The 18962-nt window shown below is 72.3% G+C and carries 1 protein-coding gene; it reads left to right on the forward strand.

All coding sequences use genetic code 11. From position 1 onward, the window contains the following. Positions 1-2 precede the first annotated feature (2 nt). On the forward strand, positions 3-18938 hold the full coding sequence (locus GA0070619_RS09545) for a type I polyketide synthase (RefSeq protein WP_088947723.1): 18936 nt from the start codon (positions 3-5) through the stop codon (positions 18936-18938). The last annotated feature ends 24 nt before the right edge of the window (positions 18939-18962 follow it).

Raw genomic sequence — 18962 nt, forward strand, 5'->3', positions numbered from 1 at the left:
CCATGGCGAACGAAGATCGGCTCCGCGAATACCTCAAGCGCGTCACCGCCGAACTGCACGAGACCAGCGAGCGGTTGCAGGAAGTGGAGGCCCGGCACCGCGAGCCGATCGCCATCATCGCCATGAGCTGCCGGTTCCCCGGTGGCGTGGACTCCCCGGAGTCGCTGTGGCAGCTCGTCGACTCGGGTGTCGACGCCATCGGGGAGTTCCCCGCCGAACGCGGCTGGGAGGTGGAGAAGCTCTACCACCCCGACCCGGACCACCCCGGTACGTCGTACACCAGGCACGGTGGCTTCCTGCACGACGCCGGTGACTTCGACCCCGCGTTCTTCGGCATCTCACCTCGGGAGGCGCTGGCCACCGACGCGCAGCAGCGCCTGCTGCTGGAGACGTCCTGGGAGGCCTTCGAGCGCGCCGGCGTCGACCCGGTCGCCCTCAAGGGCAGCCGGACCGGGGTCTTCACCGGCGTGATGTACCACGACTATGCCGCGCTGGTCGGCGAGCTGGGCGACTCCGCTGAGGGTTCACTGGGCACCGGCAGCACCGGCAGCATCGCGTCCGGCCGGATCGCCTACACGTTCGGCCTTGAGGGCACCGCCGTCACCGTGGACACCGCCTGCTCGTCGTCCCTGGTCGCCCTGCACCTGGCCGCCCAGGCGCTGCGCCAGGGTGAGTGTGACCTCGCGCTGGCCGGCGGCGTCACGGTGATGGCTACCCCCGGTGCGTTCCTGGCCTTCTCCCGCCAGCGGGGCCTCGCCCCGGACGGCCGCTGCAAGCCGTTCTCCGACGACGCCGACGGAACCGGTTGGGGTGAAGGCGTCGGCATGCTGCTGGTGGAGCGGCTCTCCGACGCGGTCCGCAACGGGCACCCGGTGCTCGCCGTGGTGCGCGGGAGCGCGGTCAACCAGGACGGCGCCTCGAACGGCCTGACCGCCCCGAACGGGCCGTCGCAGCAACGCGTCATCCGGGCGGCGCTGACCAACGCCGGCCTGGGCACCGCCGACGTCGACGCGGTCGAGGCCCACGGCACCGGCACGACGCTGGGCGACCCGATCGAGGCGCAGGCACTGCTGGCGACCTACGGTCAGGACCGACCCGCCGACCAGCCGCTGTGGCTCGGCTCGGTCAAGTCGAACATCGGCCACACCCAGGCCGCCGCCGGTGTCGCCGGCATCATCAAGATGGTCATGGCGATGCGCCACGGCCGGATTCCCCGCAGCCTGCACGCCGACCAGCCGTCCACGCACGTCGACTGGACCGCCGGAGCGGTCCGCGTCGCCGCCGAGCCCCAGCCGTGGCCGCAACGCCCCGGACCCCGCCGCGCGGGTGTCTCCTCGTTCGGCGTGTCCGGCACCAACGCCCACATCATCCTCGAAGAGCCCGCGCCGGCCGCCGTCCCGGCGGGGGAGCGGCCCCCGGCCGGCGGGGTGGTGCCATGGGTGATCTCGGCGCGCTCCCCGGAGGCGTTGCGCGGGCAGGCCGCCCGGCTCGTGCCGGTGGAGGCGGACCCGGTGGATGTCGGGTTCACCCTGGCCGCGCACCGCACGGCACACCCGCATCGCGCGGTGGTGTTCGGGCCGGAGGAACTGGCGGCGCTGGCCGCTGGCGAGCCGGGGCCGGTCTTCGGGTCGGTGGTGCGTGGCAAGACGGCGTTCGTGTTCTCCGGTCAGGGGTCACAGCGGCCCGGCATGGGTCTGGGGTTGGCGGCGTCGTTCCCGGTGTTCGCGGAGGCGTTCGACGCGGCCTGCGCGGAGCTGGACGTCCACCTCGACCGCCCGTTGCGCGAGGTGATCGCCGACGGCGACGACCTGGACCAGACCGTCTACACGCAGACGGCCCTGTTCGCCGTCGAGGTCGCCCTGTTCCGCCTGGTCGAGTCGTTCGGCGTGACTCCGGACTTCCTGGTGGGGCATTCGATCGGTGAGATCGCCGCCGCGCACGTGTCCGGGGTGCTGTCCCTGGCCGACGCCGCGAGGCTGGTCGCCGCCCGAGGTCGGCTGATGCAGGCCCTGCCGGCCGGTGGCGTGATGGTGGCGGTGCGGGCCACCGAGGCCGACGTGCTGCCACTGCTGACCGACGGGGTGTCCGTCGCGGCGATCAACGGTCCCCGCTCGGTGGTGCTGTCCGGCGCCGCCGACGAGGTCGCCGCGGTGGCGGCGAACTTCAAGAAGTCCAAGCGGCTGCGCGTGAGCCATGCGTTCCACTCGGTGCTGATGGAGCCGATGCTGGCCGAGTTCGCCCAGGTTGCCGAAACGTTGACCTACGCGCAGCCCCGGATCCCGGTCGTGTCCAACGTGACCGGGCAGGTCGCGGACACGCAGGACGCCGACTACTGGGTGCGGCACGTGCGGGAGGCGGTCCGGTTCGCCGACGGCATCGCCACCCTGGAGGCCGCAGGCGTCAGCACGTTCGTCGAGATCGGCCCGGACGGGGTGCTCTCGGCGATGGGCGCCGACTGTGTGACGGACGCGGTGTTCGTACCCGTGCAACGCTCTGACCGCGACCAACCGACCTCGCTGCTCACCGCGCTGGCCCAGGCCTTCGTGCGCGGCGTCGCGGTCGACTGGGCCCAGTGCTACCCCGGCGGGCGGCGCGTCGACCTGCCCACCTACGCCTTCCACCACCAGCGTTTCTGGCCGGTCGGCACCGGCACGCCCACCGGCAGCGGCGGCACCGGCCACCCGATGCTGGACACCGCCATCACCCTCGCCGGCGCGGACGAACTCGTCGTCACCGGCCGGTGGACTCTCGCCACCCAGCCCTGGCTCGCCGACCACGCCCTCTCCGGGACGGTCGTCGTCCCCGGAGCGGCCCTCGTCGACCTGGCCCTCGCCGCCGGCGACCGTGTCGGCTGCGACCGGGTCGAGGAACTCACCACCGGAACACCGCTCACCCTCGGCAGCGACGCCGTGCACGTCCAGGTCCGGGTCGGACCCGCCGACACCGACGGGCGTCGTGCCGTCGGCATCCACGCGAGCCCCGACGGCGAGTCGTGGGTCGAGCACGCCGCCGGCGTCCTCATGCCTGACCGTGGCGCGGTGAACCCGCCGCCGACCACCTGGCCGCCGTCCGGCGCGGCCGCCGTCGCCCTGGACGGCCTCTACGAGGCCTTCGCCGACCGCGGCCTGGTCTACGGCCCGACCTTCCGCGCGCTGCGCGCCGTGTGGCGTGACCACGAGCAGGTGTACGCGGACATCGCCCTCGACGACACCGTGCAGACCGAAGGCTTCCAGCTGCACCCGGCTGCCCTCGACGCCGCCCTGCACGCCATCGGCGCCGGTGACCTGCTGCCCGCCCACGCCGACGGCGCCAGCGTGCCCTTCAGCTGGTCCGGCGTCACACTGCACGCGATCGGCGGCGCCGCCGTCCGCGCCCGGATCCGCTCCCTCGGCGCCGACGCCGTCCGACTGGACCTCGCCGACGCCACCGGCCAGCCGGTCCTCACCGTCGACCGTCTCGTCCTGCGCCCGCTCACCACCCCGACCGCCGCCACCGCCACCGCCGACGCGCTGCTGCACCTCGGCTGGCTTCCGCTGGCGCCGTCCGCCGCGAGCGTCACCGGCCCGGTGGTGATCCACCGGGTCGACCCCGCCGGCGACGACGTCGTCACCGGCACCCACGACCGCGCCGCCGCCGTCCTGGAAACCCTCCAGTCCTGGCTGGGCGCCGGGCCGCAGGAAGGCGAACGGCTGGTCGTCGTCACGACCGGCGCGGTCGCGACTGCCGGCGAGCCGGTCACCGACCCCGGGGCCGCAGCCGTCTGGGGACTCGTCCGGGCGGCTCAGTCCGAGCACCCCGGTCGCTTCGTCCTGGTCGATGTCGACGGCACGGACGAGTCCGAGGCGGCACTGCCGGGGCTGCTCGCCACCGGGGAACCGCAGGCCGCGTTGCGCGACGGTGACGCGACCACGCCGCGGCTCACCCGACCACCGTCCGGCAGCGAGCCGCGGGCTCTCGATCTGACCGACGGCACGGTGCTGGTCACCGGCGCCACCGGGCAGCTCGGCCGGTACGTGGCGCGGCACCTGGTCACCGCGCATGGCGTACGCGACCTGCTGCTGCTGAGCCGCCGTGGCGCTGACGCACCGGGTGCGGCGGAACTCCTGGCGGAATTGTCCGAGCTGGGGGCGTCCGCGCGGCTGGTCGCGGTGGACGTGGCCGACCGGGCGGCACTGGTCGAGGTGGTCGCCGACGCCCCGGAGCTGTCCGGCGTGGTGCACGCGGCCGGTGTGCTCGATGACGGCGTCGTCACCGGGCTCTCACCCGAGCGGTTGTCGGCGGTGTTGCGGGCGAAGGTGGATGCGGGGTGGTATCTGCACGAGTTGACGCGGGATCGGGAGTTGTCGGCGTTTGTGTTGTTCTCGTCGGCCGCCGGTGTGTTCGGCAATGCGGGCCAGGGCGCGTACGCGGCCGGCAACGCGTTCCTCGACGCCCTCGCACAGCACCGCCACGGGCTCGGACTGCCGGGCACCTCGCTGGCCTGGGGGCCCTGGGACGTCGGCATGGCGGCCGGCATCGACGCCGCCGACCGGGAACGCCTCCTCCGGGGCGGCGCCCGGGAACTCACCGCGGAGCAGGGCCTCGCGCTCTTCGACCGGGCGGCTGCCGAGGACACGGCCGTCACCGTGCCGGTGCGGCTCGACCTGCGGGCGATCCGGGCCGCCGGGGCCGTCCCGGCCGTCCTCCAGCACCTGGTACGCGTCCGTCGTACCGCTGCGGCCTCCGCGCCGCTGCGTGACCGCCTCGCCAACCTTGATCATGAGGCTCGTCGGGCTGTGCTTTTGGATGTGGTGTCGTCGCGGGTGGCGGTGGTTTTGGGTCATCCGCAGGGGTGGTCGGTGGATGGTGGTCAGGCGTTTGGTGAGTTGGGTTTTGATTCGTTGACGGCGGTGGAGTTTCGGAATGGGTTGGCGGCGGTGACCGGGTTGCGGTTGTCGGCGACGACGGTGTTCGACTATCCGACTCCGGATGCGCTGGTTGATCATCTGTTGGCGGAGTTGGTGGGGGCGGCTGCGGCTGCGGTTGCTCCGGCGGTGGCGGCTGCGGTGGCTGTGGATGAGCCGATCGCGATCGTCGGGATGGCCTGTCGTTTCCCGGGTGGGGTGGATTCCCCCGAGAGTCTTTGGCGGTTGGTCGAGTCCGACGGTGAGGGGACAGGCGACTTCCCGACCGATCGCGGCTGGGACCTGGAGACGTTGGCGGAGACGTCCTTGACGGGCCGGGGCGGTTTCCTGCCGAACGCGGCCGAGTTCGACGCCGAGTTCTTTGGCATTTCGCCACGTGAGGCGTTGGCCATGGACCCGCAGCAGCGGTTGTTGCTGGAGGCGAGTTGGGAAGCCGTGGAACGGGCCGGAATTGAGCCGTCCTCCTTGCGCGGATCCGACACGGGAGTGTTCGCCGGTCTGATGTACCACGACTACGCCGGCCTGGCACAGCAGAGCCCCGATGGTCTCGAAGGTTTCTTGGGGACGGGTAATTCGGGGAGTGTGGTGTCGGGTCGGGTTTCGTATTCGTTTGGGTTTGAGGGTCCGGCGGTGACGGTGGATACGGCGTGTTCGTCGTCGTTGGTGGCGTTGCATTTGGCGGTGCAGGCGTTGCGTGGTGGTGAGTGTTCGTTGGCGTTGGCTGGTGGGGTGACGGTGATGGCGACGCCGTCGGCTTTTGTGGAGTTTTCGCGGCAGCGTGGGTTGTCGGTGGATGGTCGGTGTCGGTCGTTTGCGGAGGGTGCGGGGGGGACGGGTTGGTCTGAGGGTGTGGGTGTGTTGTTGGTGGAGCGGTTGTCGGATGCGGTGCGGGGTGGGCATCGGGTTTTGGCGGTGGTGCGGGGGAGTGCGGTTAATCAGGATGGTGCGTCGAATGGTTTGACGGCGCCGAATGGTCCGTCTCAGCAGCGGGTGATTCGGGCGGCGTTGGGTGCTGCGGGGTTGTCTGCCGGTGATGTGGATGTGGTGGAGGCGCATGGGACGGCGACGAGGTTGGGTGATCCGATCGAGGCGCAGGCGTTGTTGGCCACCTACGGCCAGGACCGCTCCGCCGACGAGCCGCTGTGGCTGGGGTCGATCAAGTCGAACATCGGGCACACCCAGGCCGCGGCGGGTGTTGCGGGGATCATCAAGATGGTTGAGGCGATGCGGCATGGGGTGTTGCCGCGGACGTTGCATGTGGATGCGCCGACGTCGCAGGTGGATTGGTCGGCTGGTGCGGTCCGGTTGTTGACCGAGTCCCAGCCGTGGTCGGCTGACGGGCGTCCGCGTCGGGCGGGGGTGTCGTCCTTTGGGATCTCCGGCACCAACGCCCACATCATCCTCGAAGAGCCGCCCGCCGTGGACGTCTCCTCCGAGGAGAAGCCGGAAGCACCCGAGGTGGTGCCGTGGGTGCTGTCCGCCCGGTCGCCGGAGGCGTTGCGGGGTCAGGCCTCCCGGCTCGTGTCGGTGGAGGCGGACCGGGTGGATGTCGGGTTCACCCTGGCCGCACACCGCACGACGCACGCGCATCGGGCAGTCGTTTTCGGGCCGGAGGAGCTAACGGCGCTGGCCAACGGTGAGCCGGGGCCGGTCGTCGGGCCGGTGGTGCGCGGGAAGACGGCGTTCGTGTTCTCCGGTCAGGGGTCGCAGCGGCCGGGCATGGGTCTGGAGTTGGCGTCGTCGTTCCCGGTGTTCGCGGAGGCGTTCAATGCGGCCTGCGCCGAACTGGACCTCCACCTCAACCGGCCGATCCGCGACGTGATCGCCGAGGGAACCGAACTGGATCAGACCGTCTACACCCAGACCGCCCTGTTCGCGGTCGAGGTCGCCCTGTTCCGCCTCGTCGAGTCGTTCGGCGTCACCCCGGATTACCTGGTGGGGCACTCGATCGGTGAGATCGCGGCGGCGCACGTGGCCGGGGTGCTGTCGCTGTCCGACGCGGCGAAGCTGGTTGCCGCCCGAGGTCGGCTGATGCAGGCATTGCCGTCGGGTGGGGTGATGGTGGCGGTGCGGGCCACCGAAGCGGAGGTGCTGCCGCTGCTGACCGACGGGGTGTCCATCGCCGCCATCAACGGTCCGCGCTCGGTGGTGCTGTCCGGTGCCGGCGACGAGGTCGCTGCCGTCGCGGCGAACTTCAAGAAGTCGAAGCGGCTGCGCGTGAGCCACGCGTTCCACTCGGTGCTGATGGAGCCGATGCTGGCCGAGTTCGCGCAGGTCGCGGGTTCGCTGACCTACGCGCCGCCGCGCATTCCGGTGGTGTCGAACGTGACCGGGCAGGTCGCGGAGACGCAGGACGCCGACTACTGGGTGCGGCACGTGCGGGAAGCGGTCCGCTTCGCCGACGGCATCGCCACCCTGGAAGCCGCAGGTGTCACCACGTTCGTGGAGATCGGCCCGGACGGGGTCCTGTCGGCGATGGGCGCGGACTGCGTCAGCGACGCGGTGTTCGTACCCGTGCAACGCTCTGACCGCGACCAACCGACCACCCTGCTCACCGCCCTCGCCCACGTCTTCGTGCGCGGTGTCGCGGTCGACTGGACGCCGTGCCTGACCGGCGGACAACTGATCGACCTGCCCACCTACGCCTTCCAACACCAGCGCTACTGGCCGACCGCACCCGACACCGCCACCGACGCGGCCGGCATCGGCCTCGCGACCGTCGACCACCCGTTCTGGGCCGCCGCCGCCGACCTGCCCGAGCAGGACAGCGTGCTCCTCACCGGCCGCCTTTCCGCCCGCGCCCAGCCCTGGCTGGCCGACCACGTGATCGGCGGCGCACTGCTGGTGCCCGGTGCCGCGCTGGTCGACCTCGCCCTGGCCGCCGGCGACCACGCCGGCCTGAACCACCTGGACGAACTCACCATCGAAACCCCGATGGTGCTGCCCACCAGCGGCGGCACCCTCACCATCCGCGCGCTGGTCGGCCCGCCCACCGGGGACAACCCGGCCGCGAACGGCGAACGGCGCGACATCACGCTCTACGCCCGCCCGGACGACACCGGCGAATGGCAGCGACACGCCTCCGGCACCCTCACCACCGTCGAGGCGGTCGACACCCCGGGTCACTGGACTCCGGGAGCAACCGACGAGGTGCCGGTCGACGGCGTCTACCCCGGCTTCGCGGAGGTCGGGTTCGACTACGGGCCGCACCTGCGGGGCCTGCACGGTGCGTGGCGCCGCGACGGGGAGCTGCTCGCCGACGTGGCCCTCGCCGACGACCTCACCCCGGACGGTTTCCTGCTGCACCCCGCGCTCCTCGACGCCGCCCTGCACGGCCTCGCCCTCGGTGTCCTCGACGGCGACACGACCGGCCTCCCGTTCTCCTGGACCGGCGTCACCGTGCACGCCACCGGGGCGCGCGCGGCCCGGGTACGCATCAGCCGGTCCGGCACCGACGCGGTCACCCTCGATCTGCGCGACGCCGAGAACCGGCCCGTCGCCACAGTGGACCGGCTCGTCCTCCGCCCCTACACGCCGACGACGGGCGCGACGCTGCGCCCGTACCGGATGGAATGGACGCCGATCCCCCAGCTCGACGTCCCCGCGACACTGCTCAACGACCACGCGGATCTGGCCGCGACGCTGGCCGCCGGCCGCGTGCCGGCCGGTCCTGTCCTCTGGTACGCCGAGCCCGGCCCCGCCGCCGACCCCGTGATCGCCGCGCACGCCGCCACCACCCGCGCCCTGGAGGTGCTGCAGTCCTGGGTGGCCGACGAGCGGCTCGCCGGTGTGCGGCTGGTCGTCGCGACCCGGCACGCCGCGCAGACCGGCGACGAGCCGTTGACCGATCTCGCCGGGGCGGCCGTGCACGGGTTGGTGCGCAGCGCCCAGGCCGAACACCCGGACCGGTTCGTGCTGGTCGACATCGACGACGAGCCCGGGTCCGTTGCGCTGCTCCCCGCCGCCGCGCACTGCGGTGAGCCGCAGCTGGCGATCCGCGGCGGAGTGGTCAGCGTGCCGCGACTCGTCCGACCGCCGGCCGAGGAACCGCGCCCATTCTCCTTCGGCACCGGAACGGTGCTGGTCACCGGCGCGTTGGGCACGCTCGGCCGACTCGTGGTGCGACACCTGATCACCACCCACGGTGTTCGCGACCTGTTGCTGGTCAGCCGTCGCGGCGGGGAATCCCCCGGAGCGACCGAGTTCCTGGCGGACCTCGCCGGGCTCGGTGCGTCCGCCCGGCTGGTGGCCGCGGACGCGACCGATCGGACCGCACTGTCCCAGGCCATCGCCGAGGCACCGGAGCTGACCGGCGTCGTACACCTCGCCGGTGTGCTCGACGACGGCGTCGTCACCGGGCTGTCCGCGGAGCGGTTGTCGGCGGTGTTGCGGGCGAAGGTGGATGCGGGTTGGTATCTGCACGAGTTGACGCGCGATCGGGAGTTGTCGGCGTTTGTGTTGTTCTCGTCGGCTGCCGGGGTGTTCGGCAATGCGGGCCAGGGCGCGTACGCGGCCGGCAACGCGTTCCTCGATGCCCTCGCACAGCACCGCCACGGGCTGGGACTCCCAGCGATCTCTCTCGCCTGGGGGCTCTGGGCCGACGCCAGCGACCTGAGCGCGAACGCCGACCAGCGGCGCCTCGGCCGTGGCGGGGTGCTCCCGCTGACCGCCGAGCAGGGACTCGCCCTGCTCGACGCCGGCTGTGTGTCGTCACCGCCGGTCAGCGTGCCGATCCTCCTGGACCTCGCGGCGGTCGCCGCGTCCGGCAGCGTGCCCGCCCTCCTGCGGCGCCTGGTCCGGCCCGCGCGCCGGGTGGCTGCCGCCGCGACCGACACGTCGTCGCTGCGTGACCGCCTCGCCAACCTTGATCATGAGGCTCGTCGGGCTGTTCTTTTGGATGTGGTGTCGTCGCGGGTGGCGGTGGTTTTGGGTCATTCGCCGGGGTGGTCGGTGGATGGTGGTCAGGCGTTTGGTGAGTTGGGTTTTGATTCGTTGACGGCGGTGGAGTTTCGGAATGGGTTGGCGGCGGTGACCGGGTTGCGGTTGTCGGCGACGACGGTGTTCGACTATCCGACTCCGGATGCGTTGGTGGACCACTTGATAGGTGAGTTGGTCGGGGCGGCTGCGGTTGTTCCGGTTGCGGCGGCGGTGGTTGTGGATGAGCCGATCGCGATCGTCGGGATGGCCTGCCGTTTCCCGGGTGGCGTGGACTCTCCCGAGAGCCTCTGGCGGTTGGTCGAGTCCGACGGTGAGGGGACAGGCGACTTCCCGACCGATCGCGGCTGGGACCTGGAGACGCTGTTCGACCCGGACGAGTCTCGGACGGACACCTCGTACACGCGCCGGGGTGGCTTCCTCTCCACCGCCGCCGAGTTCGACGCGGAGTTCTTCGGGATCTCACCGCGTGAGGCGTTGGCCATGGACCCGCAGCAGCGCCTGTTGCTGGAGGCGAGTTGGGAAGCCGTGGAACGGGCCGGAATCGACCCGCATTCCCTGCGCGGATCCGACACCGGAGTGTTCGCCGGCTTGATGTATCACGACTACGGGCCATTCGCACAACAGAGCCCCGATGGTCTCGAAGGTTTCTTGGGGACGGGTAATTCGGGGAGTGTGGTGTCGGGTCGGGTTTCGTATTCGTTTGGGTTTGAGGGTCCGGCGGTGACGGTGGATACGGCGTGTTCGTCGTCGTTGGTGGCGTTGCATTTGGCGGTGCAGGCGTTGCGTGGTGGTGAGTGTTCGTTGGCGTTGGCTGGTGGGGTGACGGTGATGGCGACGCCGTCGGCTTTTGTGGAGTTTTCGCGGCAGCGTGGGTTGTCGGTGGATGGTCGGTGTCGGTCGTTTGCGGAGGGTGCGGGGGGGACGGGTTGGTCTGAGGGTGTGGGTGTGTTGTTGGTGGAGCGGTTGTCGGATGCGGTGCGGGGTGGGCATCGGGTTTTGGCGGTGGTGCGGGGGAGTGCGGTTAATCAGGATGGTGCGTCGAATGGTTTGACGGCGCCGAATGGTCCGTCTCAGCAGCGGGTGATTCGGGCGGCTCTTGCAAACGCGGGCCTGGGCAGCGTCGATGTCGACGCGGTGGAGGCGCATGGGACGGCGACGAGGTTGGGTGATCCGATCGAGGCACAGGCGTTGTTGGCGACCTATGGTCAGGGTCGGCCTGGTGATCGGCCGTTGTGGTTGGGGTCGGTGAAGTCGAATCTGGGTCATACGCAGGCCGCGGCGGGTGTTGCGGGGATCATCAAGATGGTTGAGGCGATGCGGCATGGGGTGTTGCCGCGGACGTTGCATGTGGATGCGCCGACGTCGCAGGTGGACTGGTCGGCTGGTGCGGTCCGGTTGTTGACCGAAGCCCAGCCGTGGTCGGCTGACGGGCGTCCGCGTCGGGCCGGGGTGTCGTCGTTCGGGATCTCCGGCACCAACGCACACATCATCCTGGAGGAACCCCCCTCGACAGCGGCCCCGGCCCAGGAGAGGCCCCCGACCAACGAGATGGTGCCGTGGGTGCTGTCGGCCCGGTCGCCGGAGGCGTTGCGGGGGCAGGCCTCCCGGCTCGTGCCGGTGGAGGCGGACCGTGTGGATGTCGGGTTCTCGTTGGTGTCGTCGCGGTCGTTGCACGCGCATCGGGCGGTGGTGTTCGGGTCGGAGGAGTTGGCGGCGGTTGCCGCTGGTGAGTTGGGTCCGGTCGTCGGGTCGGTGGTGCGTGGGAAGACGGCGTTCGTGTTCTCCGGTCAGGGGTCGCAGCGGCCGGGTATGGGTCTGGGGTTGGCGGCGTCGTTCCCGGTGTTCGCGGAGGCGTTCGACGCGGCCTGCGCGGAGCTGGACCGTCATCTCGACCGCCCGTTGCGCGAGGTGATCGCCGAGGGCGACGACCTGGACCAGACCGTCTACACGCAGACCGCCCTGTTCGCCGTCGAGGTCGCTCTGTTCCGCCTCGTTGAGTCGTTCGGTGTCACCCCGGACTACCTGGTGGGGCATTCGATCGGGGAGGTCGCCGCCGCGCACGTGGCCGGGGTGCTGTCCCTCGCCGACGCCGCGAAGCTGGTCGCCGCCCGAGGCCGCCTGATGCAGGCCCTGCCGACGGGCGGGGTCATGGTCGCGGTTCGCGCCACCGAGGCCGACGTGCTGTCGCTGTTGACCGACGGGGTGTCCGTCGCGGCGGTGAACGGTCCGCGCTCGGTGGTGTTGTCCGGCACGGAAGGCGAGGTCGCCGCGGTCGCGGCGAACTTCAAGAAGTCCAAGCGGCTGCGGGTCAGTCACGCGTTCCACTCGGTGTTGATGGAGCCCATGCTGGCCGAGTTCGCACAGGTCGCGGCAACGTTGACCTACGAGTCGCCCCGGATCCCGGTGGTGTCCAATCTGACCGGGGAGATCGCGGAGACGCAGGACGCCGACTACTGGGTGCGACACGTGCGGGAAGCGGTCCGCTTCGCCGACGGCATCGCCACCCTGGAAGCCGCAGGCGTCACCACGTTCGTGGAGATCGGCCCCGACGGCGTGCTCTCGGCGATGGGCGCGGACTGTGTGACGGATGCGGTGTTCGTACCCGTGCAACGCTCTGACCGGGACCAACCGACCACGCTGCTCACCGCCCTGGCCCAGGTCTTCGTGCGCGGCGTCGCGGTCGACTGGACGCCCTGCCTGACCGGCGGACGCCTCATCGACCTGCCCACCTACGCCTTCCAACACCAGCGCTATTGGCCGACGCCCGGCACCCGTGCGACGAACCCCACCGACGCCGCCTTCTGGGACGCCGTCGAACGGGCGGACCTCGACGCCCTCACCGCGACCCTGAAACTCGACGACAGCGCCGCCCTCACCCCACTGCTCCCGGCCCTGGCCTCCTGGCGACGCGACAACACCGCCGGGCCGCTCGGCCGCTACGGCATCGACTGGGCCCCGCTGCCGTCGACCGCCGCACCCACCGGGACCTGGCTGATCGCCGAACCGGCCGGTGACACCCGTGTCTCGGATGCTCTCGCCGCAGCCGGCCTGGACCTGCGGCGCGGCACCCCGGACGAGGCCACGATGCGGGACGTCACCGGCGTGGCCGCCGTGGTGGACGACCCCGCGCAGGCCCTGCACGCCGTGCAGACCCACCAGTCCCTGCGCACCGACAGCCCGCTCTGGCTGATCACCAGCGGCGCCGTGGCCGCCGGCCCGCACGACCCGGCGCCCATCACGCCCGCCGCGGCCGTCTGGGGTCTCGGCCGAGTCGCCGCCCTGGAACTCCGTCGTGGGTGGGGCGGCGTCGTCGACCTGCCCGCCGGCCCGGTCGACGGACGGTTGCTCGCCGCCGCGCTGACCGGCTCCGGGGGCGAAGACCAGATCGCCGTCCGCGACGGGCTGCTCGGCCGGCGCCTCGTCCCGTCGGCCGGTACGGGTCGACCCTGGCAGCCGCGCGGCACCGTCCTGATCACCGGCGGCACCGGCGCACTGGGCGCGCACGCCGCCCGGTGGGCCGCCGGCCACGGCGCCGACCACCTGGTCCTGCTCAGCCGCCGGGGGGAGGCGGCACCCGGGGCCCTCGACCTGCGCGATGAACTCGCCGCCGCCGGGGCGCGCGTCACGATCAGCGCCGTCGACCTGGCCGACCGGGACGCTCTCGGTGCGGTCGTCGCGGATCTGAACGCGGCGGGTGACACCGTCACCGCGGTGCTGCACACCGCAGGCGTCGCCACCCAGGCCCCGCTCGCGGAGCTGACCGCCGACGCCATCGCCGACGTCATGGCCGCCAAGGTGCTCGGCGCGACGCAGCTGGACGAGCTGTTCCGCGACACGCCGCTGGACGCCTTCGTGCTGTTCTCGTCCATCGCCGGTGTCTGGGGCAGCGGAGACCACGCCGCCTATGCGGCCGCCAACGCCGCCCTGGACGCGGTCGCCGAACAGCGCCGCTCCCGGGGGCTCACCGCTACCTCGATCGGCTGGGGCCCGTGGGCGGATGGCGGCATGGCCGCCGACAACGCCGTGGACGAGCAACTGCGCCGACGCGGCCTGCGCCCGATGGCCCCCGAACGGGCCCTGCGCGGGCTGCGCTCGGCGGTCACCGACGACCGTACGAGTGTCGTCGTCGCCGACGTCGACTGGGCGACGTTCGCCCCGGCGTTCACCGCCGTCCGGCCGAGCCCGCTGCTCGACGGTGTTCCGGAGGTCCACGCCCTCACCGCCCAGCCGGATTCCGAGACCGACGACGGCTGGCGGACCGAGCTGCTGGCCCTCACCGGGGCCGAGCGTACGCACGCGGTGCTGGAGACCGTGCGGACACACGTCGCGGAGGTGCTCCGGCTGGGGTCGGCGCACGCGGTGGACCCCGGTCGTTCGTTCACCGAGATCGGCTTCGACTCGCTGACCGGCGTCGAGCTGCGCAACCGGCTCGGCGCCGCCACGGGGCTGCGGCTGCCCACCACGCTGATCTTCGATCGCCCGACGCCGGAGGCGCTCGCCGCGTACCTCGAGAACGAGGTTGCCGGGGTGACCGACACGACGCCGGCCGTCGCCGTCGCGGGCCGCACCGACGAGCCGATCGCGATCGTGGCGATGTCCTGCCGCTTCCCCGGCGGCATCGGCTCGCCGGAGGAGCTGTGGCGGTTGCTCGCCGACGGTGGTGACGCCATCGGCGCCTTCCCCACCGACCGGGGCTGGGACCTGGATGCCCTCTACGACCCGGACCCGGACGCCGTCGGCACCACCTACGTCCGCGAGGGTGGCTTCCTGGCCGGGGCCACCGAGTTCGACGCCGGGTTCTTCGGCATCTCGCCCCGTGAGGCGCTGGCCATGGACCCGCAGCAGCGGCTGCTGCTGGAGACGGCGTGGGAGGCGTTCGAGCGCGGCGGTGTGCCGACCGACGCGCTGCGCGGAAGCCAGACCGGGGTGTTCGTCGGCACCAACAACCTCGACTACGGTCCGCTGCTCACCGGTGAGCAGGAAGCCGCCGAGGGGTACGTCAGCACCGGCAACGCGGCGAGCGTCGTCTCCGGGCGGATCTCCTACACCTTCGGGCTGGAGGGCCCTGCGGTCACTGTGGACACCGCCTGCTCGTCGTCGCTGGTCGCCCTGCACTGGGCGAGTCAGGCCCTGCGGCAGGGCGAGTGCGACCTTGCCCTGGCCGGCGGTGTCACAGTGATGTCGACCCCGGGCGCGTTCATCGAGTTCAGCCGCCAGCGTGGCCTGTCCGCCACGGCCCGGTGCCGGGCCTTCTCCGCTGGCGCGGACGGGACGATCTGGGGCGAGGGCGTCGGCATGCTCCTGCTGGAACGGCTCACCGACGCCGTCGCCAACGGGCACCCGGTGCTCGCGGTGGTCCGGGGAAGCGCTGTCAACCAGGACGGCGCGTCGAACGGGCTGACCGCCCCGAACGGACCGTCGCAGCAGCGGGTGATCCGGGCGGCCCTGGCCAACGCGGGTGTGTCGGCCGCCGACGTCGACGTGGTGGAGGCGCACGGCACCGGCACGAAACTGGGTGACCCGATCGAGGCGCAGGCGCTGATGGCGACGTACGGGCAGGGTCGGTCCGCCGACCAGCCACTGTGGCTGGGGTCGGTGAAGTCGAACATCGGTCACACCCAGGCTGCGGCCGGTGTCGCCGGCATCATCAAGATGGTCGAGGCGATGCGGCACGAGACCCTGCCGCGTACGCTGCACGCCGACCAGCCCAGCCCGCACGTGGACTGGAGCGCGGGAGCGGTGGCGCTGCTCACCGAGGAGCAGCCGTGGGCCCGGACCGGCGACCGGCCGCGTCGGGCGGCGATCTCGTCGTTCGGGTTCAGCGGCACGAACGCGCACGCCGTGCTGGAGGAACCGCCAAGCCCGCAGCCGTCGGTTGCCGCCGAGCCCGAGCCGCAGCAGGCGCCGGTGATGGCGCTGCCGCTGTCGGCGCGTACCGAGCCCGCGCTGCGTGAGCAGGGTGCGCGGCTGCGGCAGCGGCTCTCGGCGGGGGCCGATCCGAAGGACGTGATCCACTCGATCGCCACCACCCGGAGTGTCCTGGAGGAGCGGGCGGTGGTGGTCGGCGCCGACACCGACGCCCTGGTCGCGGCGCTCGACACCCTGGTCGCCGGCGGCGACCACGCCGCGCTGGTCACCGGATCGGCGGTGCGTGGACGGACGGCGTTCGTGTTCTCCGGGCAGGGGTCGCAGCGCCCGGGCATGGGCCTGGAGTTGGCCGCCACGTACCCCGTGTTCGCCGAGGCGTTCGATGCGGCCTGCGCGGAGCTGGATCTGCATCTGGACCGGCCGCTGCGGGCGGTGATCGCCGATGGCGGTGAGCTGGACCAGACCGTCTACACGCAGACCGCCCTGTTCGCGGTCGAGGTGGCGCTGTTCCGGCTGGTCGAGTCGTTCGGTGTGACGCCGGACTTCCTGGTGGGGCACTCGATCGGGGAGATCGCCGCCGCCCATGTGGCGGGGGTGCTGTCGCTGGCCGACGCGGCGAAGCTGGTCGCGGCCCGGGGCCGGTTGATGCAGGCGTTGCCGGCCGGTGGGGTCATGGTCGCGGTGCGGGCCACCGAGGCCGAGGTGCTGCCGCTGTTGGTCGACGGGGTGTCCGTGGCGGCGGTCAACGGTCCGCGCTCGGTGGTGCTGTCCGGTGCCGCCGACGAGGTGGCGGCCGTGGCCGCGCACTTTGAGAAGTCGAAGCGGCTCAAGGTTTCTCACGCGTTCCACTCGGTGTTGATGGAGCCGATGCTGGTGGAGTTCGCACAGGTTGCGGAGACGTTGACCTACGCGTCTCCGCGGATTCCGGTCGTCTCGAACGTGACCGGGCAGGTCGGTGAGACGCAGGACGCCGCGTACTGGGTGCGGCACGTGCGGGAGGCGGTTCGCTTCGCCGACGGCATTTCGACCCTGGAGGGCCTGGGTGTCGCCACGTTTGTGGAGATCGGCCCGGACGGGGTCCTGTCGGCGATGGGCGCGGACTGCGTGACCGATGCCGTGTTCGTGCCGGTGCAGCGCGCCGACCGGGACCAGCCCACCACCTTCCTGACGGCTCTGGCCGGCGCCTTCGTCCGCGGGGTCGCCGTCGACTGGGACACGTGCAGCCCCGGCGGCCGGCGCGTCGACCTGCCCACCTACCCCTTCCAGCGCGTCCGCTTCTGGCCGTCCCCGGTCGAGCGGGTCTCCGTCGACCCGGTGGACAGCGAGTTCTGGCAGGCCGTCGAGGAGGGTGACCTCAGCCCGCTGGGTATCACCGGAGACGGCAGCGACCTGCTGCCCGCCCTGACCGCGTGGCGTCAGGAACGGCGGGCCACCCGAGCCCGCGACTCGTGGCGCTACGAGGAGGCGTGGACCCCGACCACCCCGACCGCCACGACGGTCAGCGGGGCGTGGCTGGTGCTCGGCGACGACGCGTACCCGACTGTCGCCGCCGAAGCCCTCGCCGCGTCCGGCGCCGAGGTGCGTGGCGTCCCGGTCCTCGGCCTGGACCGCGCCGCCCTGGCCGACCAGCTCCGCCTGGCCGACGCCGGCGGCCCGATCGCCGGGGCCGTCGCGTCCGCTGGCACCCCCGAGGCCGCGCTCGCCCTCGTCCAGGCATACGCCGACGCCGCTGTCGACGCGCCGCTCTGGATGGTGACCACCGAGGCCGTCGCCACCGACCCCGGTGACCGGCTCGACCCGTCCGCCGCGGCGGTGTGGGGGCTGGGCCGGGTCGCCGCCCTGGAACTGCCGCACCGCTGGGGTGGCCTCCTGGACGTACCCGCCGACTGGGCCGGCGAGCACCTCGCCGCCGCGCTCGGCGGCGGTGAGGACCAGCTCGCCATTCGCGGCGACCGGGTGCTCGCCCGGCGCCTGCGGCACGCTCCCGCGCCCGTCGGTCGGTGGCGCCCGCGCGGCACGGTCCTGGTCGTCGGCGACACCAGCGGCGACATCGCCCGCTGGGCGGCGGCCGAGGGCGCCGACCGGGTGATCGTTACCGAGAGCATCACCGAGGTGGACCACGGCGTGGTCACCCTGGAAACCTGCACCGGCAACGACCGCGCCGACCTGGCCGACCTGCTGACCCGCGTCCGGGCCGACGGCGTCGCGCTGACGGCTGTCGTCCTCGCCGACCGCTCCGAGCCCGCCCCCGCGCCCCTGACCGACACCGACCCCGACGCCTGGGACACCCGGGCGGTACGCCGGGCCCGGCACCTGACCGACCTGATCCACGATGACCTGGACGCGTTTGTCGTCTTCACCTCGGTCGCCGGCACCTGGGGCGGCGGTCTACAGGCCGCCGCGGCGGTGGCCGCCACCACAGTGGAAGCGCTCACCCAGCGGGCTGGCGGCACCGCGATCGCCTGGGGACCGTGGACCGGGAGCGACGAACGCCTGCGCCGCCACGGCCTGGCCGCCCTTGCGCCGCACGTCGCCCTCGACGCCATGGCGGGTGCCGCCGCCACGGCCGGCCGGGTCGTCCTCGCCGACGTCGACTGGCCCCGGTTCGCGCTCGCCTTCACCGGCACCCGGCCCAGCCGGCTGCTCACCGACCTGCCCGAGGTGCCCGTCTCGGCGGCGGAGCAGGCCCCGGCCGAGGACGCCGGAGCCACCGCCGCGCTGCGCGACGCGTGGCGCGCCCTGACCGAACCGGAACAGGATCGGGCGGCCCTCGACCTGGTACGCGGCACCGTCGCCGCCGTCCTGGGGCACGGCACCCTGGAAGCCGTCCCACCCACCCGGGCCTTCACCGAACTCGGCTTCGACTCGCTCACCGCGGTCGAGCTGCGCAACCGGCTCGGCCGGGTCACCGGTCTCAACCTGCCGCCCACGGCCGCGTTCGACCACCCGACCGCGCTGGCCCTCGCCGGTCATATCCGGCACACGGTCATCGGCGACGGTCTGGACCTCACCGGCGGGCTTTTCGCCGAACTGGACCGTCTCGAAGCGGGCCTCGCCGTGTCCACACCGGACAGCACCACCCGCAGCCGGACGGTCCTGCGACTCCAGGCCTTCATCAACCGCCTCAACGACGTCGTCGAGCCGGTCACCGAGGAGGCACCACCGCTCGAAGAAGCCAGCGACGAGGAACTGTTCGCCTTCATCCGCAGTGAGCTCGGCCGCGCCTGAACGCGCCGGGACAAGGAGGAACAC

This window comes from Micromonospora zamorensis (assembly GCF_900090275.1).
In the GTDB taxonomy this organism is placed as follows: Bacteria; Actinomycetota; Actinomycetes; order Mycobacteriales; family Micromonosporaceae; genus Micromonospora; species Micromonospora zamorensis.